At 40.5% G+C, this 7,399-nt stretch carries 7 protein-coding genes; 2 read left to right on the top strand and 5 right to left on the bottom strand.

Features of this window, described 5'->3' with window-relative positions; translation table 11 throughout:
• Window positions 1-1,841 (bottom strand): (Fe-S)-binding protein (locus AAF462_08310; protein MEM7009120.1); only part of this gene is annotated, 1,841 nt, incomplete at its 3' end.
• Between the two features lie 257 nt (window positions 1,842-2,098).
• Here AAF462_08310 and AAF462_08305 point away from each other — a divergent pair.
• Window positions 2,099-2,830, top strand: a complete 732-nt coding sequence (locus AAF462_08305) for a hypothetical protein (GenBank protein ID MEM7009119.1) — start codon at window positions 2,099-2,101, stop codon at window positions 2,828-2,830.
• A 2-nt stretch (window positions 2,831-2,832) separates the two neighbouring features.
• Here AAF462_08305 and AAF462_08300 read toward each other — a convergent pair whose 3' ends face one another.
• The 3 genes from AAF462_08300 to radC all read right to left on the bottom strand — a co-directional run bounded on the left by AAF462_08300 (window position 2,833) and on the right by radC (window position 4,830).
• The gene (locus AAF462_08300) at window positions 2,833-3,510 is read right to left on the bottom strand and encodes an exosortase H-associated membrane protein (GenBank protein ID MEM7009118.1); all 678 of its coding nucleotides are present in this window, start codon (window positions 3,508-3,510) and stop codon (window positions 2,833-2,835) included.
• A complete protein-coding gene (gene xrtH, locus AAF462_08295) occupies window positions 3,476-4,039 on the bottom strand; it encodes an exosortase H (protein MEM7009117.1) in 564 nt (187 codons plus the stop codon). The genes AAF462_08300 and xrtH overlap by 35 nt, the downstream gene beginning before the upstream one ends.
• A gap of 98 nt (window positions 4,040-4,137) precedes the next feature.
• Window positions 4,138-4,830, bottom strand: a complete 693-nt coding sequence (radC, locus tag AAF462_08290; GenBank protein ID MEM7009116.1) for a DNA repair protein RadC — start codon at window positions 4,828-4,830, stop codon at window positions 4,138-4,140.
• Window positions 4,831-4,943: 113 nt separating this feature from the next.
• Here radC and speB point away from each other — a divergent pair, with 113 nt between their 5' ends.
• Window positions 4,944-5,837 (top strand): agmatinase, encoded by an 894-nt coding sequence (speB, locus tag AAF462_08285; protein MEM7009115.1) that lies wholly within the window; start codon window positions 4,944-4,946, stop codon window positions 5,835-5,837.
• A gap of 104 nt (window positions 5,838-5,941) precedes the next feature.
• Here speB and groL read toward each other — a convergent pair.
• A partial coding sequence (groL, locus tag AAF462_08280; protein MEM7009114.1) for a chaperonin GroEL occupies window positions 5,942-7,399 on the bottom strand: 1,458 nt, incomplete at its 5' end.

Here is a 7,399-nt window from a genome sequence, read left to right as displayed (position 1 = left end):
AATCTATTCCAGTTTACCCTTGGAGCGTCTTCTTCCATCCAGATTTTACCACCACCGGCGCCGCAGCAAAAACTCCTCTCTTTCTTTCTATCAAGCTCAATAAGCTTAAGTCCCGGTATTGATTTGAGCACCTTTCTAGGAGCGTCGAATATTCTATTATAGCGTCCGAGATAACAAGGATCATGATAGACAACCTCTTCATTCACTTCTTTAGTAGGTTTAAGCTTGCCTTGTGAAACTAAGTCACTTAGTAGCTCTGTATGGTTGATTACTTCGTAATTTCCGCCGAATTGTGGATATTCATTTTTAATAGTATTGAAACAATGCGGGCAGTTTGCAATGACTTTTTTAACCTTCATATTATTCAAATTCTCAATGTTTTCAGTAGCTAACATCTGATATAGGGCCTCTTCACCAAGCCTTCTAGCAGGGTCTCCAGTACACTTTTCTTTAGGACCAAGTACCGCAAATTTAACACCCGCCTGAGTTAGGAGACTTACCATGGATTTAGCAATGTTTTGCCCTCTTGGGTCATATCCGCCGTAACAACCCATCCAATATACATAGTCAAACTCTGTTGCGTCTTCTACGCCATCCTCACCAAGGACGGCTAAATCGTCTATTTCTGATACCCATTTAGCTCTTTCTGCTTCGCCAAATCCCCATGGGTTACCCTGTTGTGCGAGTTTTTGAAGTGTCTTACCCGCAGGTCCTGTTAGCCTTCCTTCAAGCGTTAGGAATCTTCTCATTTCCATAATCTTGCCCATTTGGTCAATAAATAGAGGACATTGCTCTACGCATGCGTTACAGCTTGTGCATGCCCAGAGTTCATCTTCTGTAACCCATTCAGGGCCCGGCAGATCGTCTAACTGCGAGGAATCCATATTACCATTACTATTTAAGTATTGCTCACCCTCACTTGATGCGTAATGCCTTAATTTTACTACAATTTCTCTTGGTGAAAGCGGTTTCTCCGTATGCCATGCAGGGCAGTTATCTGTGCATCTACCACATTCTGTGCACGTATATGCGTCTAAAATATCTTTCCATGTGAAATCTTCTAGTTTGCCTGCACCGAAGTGATCAATATCGTCTGGTACATTTTCAAAATCAATAGGTTTTAAAGCTCCTCTGGGGTTTAAATTCTGGAAAAATACGTTTGGAACCGCCGTAAATACATGGCTATGTTTAGAGTAAGGCAGATAATTTAAGAAACCTAATACTATTAGTATATGAAACCACCAGAAAAACTCATAAGAGAAAACTAACCCATTTTCACTCATTCCGTTGAAAAAAAGCTTGGCAAATACATTAGATACCGGTAAAAACGCGGCTTCTCCGGTTCCCATGGCTATTGCAGAGCCTGTAAAGCCAAAAGCCGTAATCATAAGGCCAAATATGAGTCCGAGTACCACAACCGCATCGAGCCCGTTTACTTCTCTTCGTTTAGCAATTGTAGTTCTATTAATAATCCCCATAATGATAGCAATCAGAACCAAGAACTGTACAATATCCAATATAAATTCGTAATATTTATGGGCCTCGCCGGGAATTAGTCTAAAACCGGGGAACACTCCTCCTACCAAGAGCTCTATTGTGCCAATTGTGATTATTACAAAACCCCAGAAAATCATAAAGTGAGCAACACCAGCGAAGGTGTAGTTTTTAACTAGTCTTTTTTGGCCGAAAACATATATTAGAACCTTTTTTATTCTCTCAGGAATGTTATCAAACCTCATTTCAAACTTTCCAATACAAAGGGTTCTAATCAATGTATATATGTTGAAGAGAAAAAACCCGAAGGCGAAGATTATCAGCAACGCCATAATTGTCGGTTTCATAAAATGTCTCCTAACTTAGCCAATATATGTTATTAGTATACCGGAATAAAAAAAACCCTATCCAATAATGCATAACTTTAGTCTATATAAATAAGCCCAATTTTTGAATGTTTTTCAATAGTTTGGCCATAAATATCGCTGTCAAGCAATTGATGCAAAATATTGCATATAATAACTATAAATAATATAGTGTATATGTATTATGATATACACAATTGAATTTGATATTATCTGGTATAAAATGGATTGGATAGAAAATGATTAAAAACATTCTGATCACACCTTTTGAAGATTTTATAGATGGGCTTGAGAGTGTGCTGTCACAGTTCTCCATTGTAGCGCTTTTGCTAATGATTATCTGCTTCGTAGTCTCTTGGTGGATTTATGTTCCTATCCATGAGCTAGGCCACGCCTATGGATGCATATTAGGAGGCGGGACGGTAACCGAGCTTCAGATTAGCCCTGAATACGGTGCGGCAATACTAAAAGAGTTTTTTCCATTTGTTACAGTAGGTTCAGACTACGCAGGGCAGTTAACCGGCTTTGATACACATGGAAGCGATTTAATTTATTTGCTAACGGATTTCTTTCCATTTCTGCTGACTATTTTTATAGGTGTTCCGCTACTTAGATCAGCCGCAGGATCTAAACCAATATGGGCGGCCTTAAAGCTAGGCCTGGCATTGCCGGTAGCTTTTGCGCCTTTTATTTCCTTCTCCGGCGATTATTATGAAATGGGTTCCATCATCATATCTAAAATCGTAAATGCAATATCTCCCGCTGCAGATGCTCTTAGATGGAGAAGCGATGATACATTTATGTTGGTGAGTGAAATGTTTTTCAGCGGCGAGCCGTTTAGCGCTCTAGATATAGCAGGTGTTATAGTTTCATTTCTATTAGGAATAGTTCTTATATATATAACTTATATGCTTGGGGTTTTGTTTAGCAACTTAATACTAGGTTCTAAGAGCAAATCACAAAGCGCTTAATACTATCTTTTCCTCTTAGGTTTTTTCTTTCGCTGAGGCTGTCTCGGCGCTTTTTTCTCTACAACTTTCTCTGGCTTAACCTTTTTAGTTCTAACTCTGTTTCTAAGCAGGAACAAGTAGGCTCCAATTAAAAACGGCTCAAACCTAACTACCATATTATCTACAAACCCCCACAAGAACTCCCAGAAAATTATTGAAAAACTGCTCGCTTGTCTAAAGCCCTGAGCATCAAAAACAGCTGTTATCTTCTGGCCTTCAAGTGAGAAAACAAATAGGAAATGGACAACAACCAAAATTACAAGTGCTTCGAGATAAAGCCACTTGCTTTTAATAAATGGATAAAACGCGGCCATAATAGCAAGCGTAAGTGGAACGTTAAATGCATAATTCCCAGTTGGAACATCAATTGTGGTTTTTATTATCTGAGTAAGACCTACTTGATTTGGAATAAAGCCGACTGTAACAATGTCTTTGTTCATAACAATCTCAGTAATATCGAGACCTTTTATAAGAGCGATAACATTTGAGGCAACTTTTGTTATGAGCAGGCCGTAGTAGTTTTCTATGGGTAGCGCAAGCCATATTCCAAGAAAAACGGCATAAGAAGCTATAAAGATTATAGCCGTTTTTATTATTACCGATCTATTAAGTCGCAGGCTGCGCTTTTGTTGGTTGTCCATGGCTTAGATATGATAAATACAGTACAAATGTACCTAGTGCAACTGCAATCATGACACCCTGTGCCACATAAATATGGATCAGCTCAAACAGGTCTCTGTGATATACACCTGCGTAAGCGAGCGCCACAATCCTGATTAAGTTTAGTACCTGAATTACTAAAAAACCACCTACAATTCCGAAGATCTTGTCTTTCCAGCTTGCAGGAAATGTTAGAACTGCAACTGTGTAGATCATGACTGCTTCAAGACCATTACACCCAAAAGCTACATCAAGCGTAATAGAAGGAAGGTTAATTAGTGTTCCGTTATATGTTGAATTGATACCAAATAGCTCCAAAATCTTGGCTGTCATTACAACAATCGCCTCTGAGTATCCGCCGTTTATATCCAGTACTTGCTTTACGGGCTCAAGGCCGATGAGTAGGAAAAATGCGCCCATCAATATGACATAGGTCAATATAAACCTTAATACGCTTAGGGATTCGCCCTTCTTTTTAGGTTCTGGAGTTTCGTTAGTTGTATCAGTCATTTATATCCTGCTTTTATTACATATTAGTATTCTGTCAAAATTGATATGTTAATTAAGCGGATAATATACCATGTATTTTACAAATTAGGAGCGTCTAATTATTTATTTATTGCAATAAGATCATTCTCCATAAAACTAAAGTATCCCTCCCTTCCAACAATAAGATGATCCAGCACCCTGATATCTAGAGCATAGGCTGCATCTGTTATTTCTTTTGTCAGAATCTTGTCTTCTTTTGAAGGCATAGGGTTGCCACTTGGATGGTTATGAACAAGTATAACGCCCGATGCATGATGAGAAAGAGCAGTCTCAACAATTTTTCTTGGATATACCGCAACGCTGTCTAAAGTTCCCTCCTGTAGTAGTGCGTAATCTATAACCTCATTTTTTACATTTATATAAATCACCATGAATGCTTCATTTCGCAGCCCGGAGAGTTTAATCCTGCAAAACTCTATAACCGCTTCAGGAGATGAAAGCGCATCCTGGTTTTTCATGCTCTCATCCAAATAGCTTAAATAGAGCTCTTTTACAAGACGGATAAGCGAAGCAGACATAGCTCCAACACCGCTGACATTTTCAAGCTCTTTTTGCTCTGCATCTAAAACTCCAGAGAGGCTGCCAAAAGTTTCTATCAGTTTCTTTGCAACAGGCTTAACATCCCTTCTGGGAATTGAGAAAGTAAGTAACAGCTCAAGCAGCTCATAGTCATGCATAGCTTGAGCCCCTGCTTTGTGAAAACGCTCTCTTAATCTCTTTCTATGATGAAGGTAGTGCGGAGTGTCTGTCATTTCATTACCTGGTTTAATTGTAACCTTTGAAAAACTATTTTTAAATAAATGAATTAATATATCTGCACAATATCTAGCCATTAGTAATTTTTTGGGTTAAATTTTCCATTCCGATGAGCAATGCAAATTATCTTCCATTTAATTTTTTAGGTCTTGAACCCGAGGAATCTGACTTTGAAAATTCCAAAGTCGTCATATTACCAGTTCCCTATGAACGCACCGTTTCGTTTGGAAGAGGCACTTCAAAAGGACCAAATTCAATTATATATGCTTCAAGGTCTTTAGAGCTGTATGATGACGAGCTTGGAATTGAACCCTATGAAATTGGTATCCATACAATGCCTGAGCTAGAAACTAATGTTGATCCCAAGGAGATGGTAGAATCGCTAAGCTCAGTTTGCAGTGAACTCTTGGATAAAGATAAGTTTATTATTACCCTCGGAGGAGAACACTCTATAACATTTGGTGCAGTCCAGGCGCACAAGAAAAAGTTCGGGGACTTTTCCGTACTTAATATTGACGCACACTGTGATCTTAGAGACTCATATGAAGGCACTAAGTTTAACCACGCATGTGTTATGAGAAGAGTTTCTGAGTGCGGACTACCTGTCACCGAAGTAGGAATAAGGAGTTATTCAAAAGAAGAATCTGAGTATATAAAAGAAGCTAAAAATGTAAAAATTTTTCATGCACGTGAAATTCATGAAATGAAGATGGATAAATGGGTTCAAAATGTGCTATCTACCCTGAAATCAAAGGTTTATTTGAGCATAGACATGGACGGATTTGACCCTTCAATAGTCCCTGGAACAGGAACTCCTGAGCCGGGAGGACTTGACTGGAGCCAAGTTATCAGGCTTATTACAGAGGTGTTTTGTAGCTGTGAAGTGGTTGGAATGGACATAGTTGAGCTTTCTCCAATTGCAGGAATAACTGGTCCCGATGTACTGGCTGCAAAACTAGCGTATAAATCAGTTGGATATAAATTTAAAAAAAGTTTTGGATAATAATTTAGAACCTGGGCTACCTTTCCTCAAGTTCAATAGAAATAAAAAAGCGGGCTTTCCTTTTTAGGTTAGCCCGCTTTTTGTTTTTATAGTCTTTATTATTTTTACATCATTGGCATACTTCCACCCATGCCGCCCATGTTTGGAATACTACCAGGGTCACCGCCGCCACCGGCTTCCGGTTTTTCGGCGATTAGGGCTTCAGTTGTTAGAAGCAGTCCCGCAACACTTGATGCGTTTAGGATTGCGCTTCTTGTAACCTTGGCTGGGTCGATGATTCCGGCTGCTATCATATCGCAGTACTCAAGCTTTCCGGCGTCAAATCCATTTGAGCCTTTTTGCTCGCTTACTTTTCCTACTACGATTGAGCCGTCCCATCCGGCGTTACCTGCTATGCCTCTTAGAGGCTCTTCAAGTACGCGTTTAACGATGCTCACGCCTGCGCCCTCTTCTGAGTCTGCACCTTTAAAGCCAGCCACATCTTTAATGGCTCTTATTAGTGCAACACCGCCGCCAGGAACAATCCCTTCTTCAACGGCTGCTCTTGTGGCGTTTAGAGCGTCCTCTACTCTGGCTTTCTTCTCTTTCATCTCTGCCTCTGTTGCAGCTCCTACTCTGATTACCGCAACACCGCCTGCTAGCTTAGCTAGTCTCTCTTGTAGTTTCTCACGGTCATATTCACCGCTTGCGTCTTCTACCTGGGCTTTGATCTGTCTGATTCTGCCCTCGATCTCGCCTCTCTTTCCGCTTCCGCCGATTAGTGTTGTGTTGTCTTTATCGATTATTACTCTCTTTGCTCTTCCCATATCAGGAAGCTTAGCGTTCTCAAGTTTCATTCCCGCTTCTTCTGCAATCACTTTACCACCGGTTAGAACTGCTATGTCCTCTAGCATTGCCTTACGTCTGTCTCCAAACCCAGGTGCTTTAATAGCGGCTGCTTTTAGGGTGCCTCTCATTTTATTAACAACTAGTGTTGCTAGGGCCTCCCCCTCTATATCCTCTGCCATAACAAGTAGAGGCTTTGTGGATCTTGCAACTTCCTCAAGTAGTGGCACTAGGTCTTTCATGTTAGCGATCTTTTTGTCATACATTAGGATGATTGGGTCTTCGAGCTCGATCAGCATTCTCTCTGGATCTGTAATGAAGTATGGGCTTAGGTAGCCTCTGTCAAACTGCATACCCTCTACCACGTCAAGCTCTGTCTCTAGGCTTCTTCCCTCTTCTACGGTGATTACGCCGTCTTTACCAACCTTCTCCATTGCATCCGCAATGATGTTTCCGATTGTCTCGTCTCCGTTTGCCGATACTGTGGCTACCTGAGCGATCTCGGTTCTGCCTTTAACCTGCTTGCTCTGTTTTCTGATGCTGTCTACTACTACTTCTACAGCCTTGTCGATCCCTCTTTTAAGTTTCATCGGATCATGACCTGCTGCTACGAGCTTAATTCCCTCTCTGAAGATTGCTTGAGCAAGTACTGTAGCTGTTGTTGTTCCGTCTCCGGCAACATCACTTGTCTTGGAAGCTACTTCTTTTACCATCTGGGCTCCCATGTTCTCAAACTT

Source organism: Thermodesulfobacteriota bacterium (assembly GCA_039028315.1).
GTDB lineage: Bacteria > Desulfobacterota_D > UBA1144 > Nemesobacterales > UBA2774 > CR02bin9.
This window is presented reverse-complemented; position numbering and strand designations above follow the sequence as displayed.

What these genes read in the sequence shown, in the direction of transcription:
- speB (MEM7009115.1), top strand. Translation starts at nt 4,944, where the DNA reads ATGAGCAATGCAAATTATCTTCCATTTAATTTTTTAGGTCTTGAACCC.
- AAF462_08305 (MEM7009119.1), top strand. Translation starts at nt 2,099, where the DNA reads ATGATTAAAAACATTCTGATCACACCTTTTGAAGATTTTATAGATGGG.
- AAF462_08300 (MEM7009118.1), bottom strand. Translation starts at nt 3,510, where the DNA reads ATGGACAACCAACAAAAGCGCAGCCTGCGACTTAATAGATCGGTAATA.
- xrtH (MEM7009117.1), bottom strand. Translation starts at nt 4,039, where the DNA reads ATGACTGATACAACTAACGAAACTCCAGAACCTAAAAAGAAGGGCGAA.
- radC (MEM7009116.1), bottom strand. Translation starts at nt 4,830, where the DNA reads ATGACAGACACTCCGCACTACCTTCATCATAGAAAGAGATTAAGAGAG.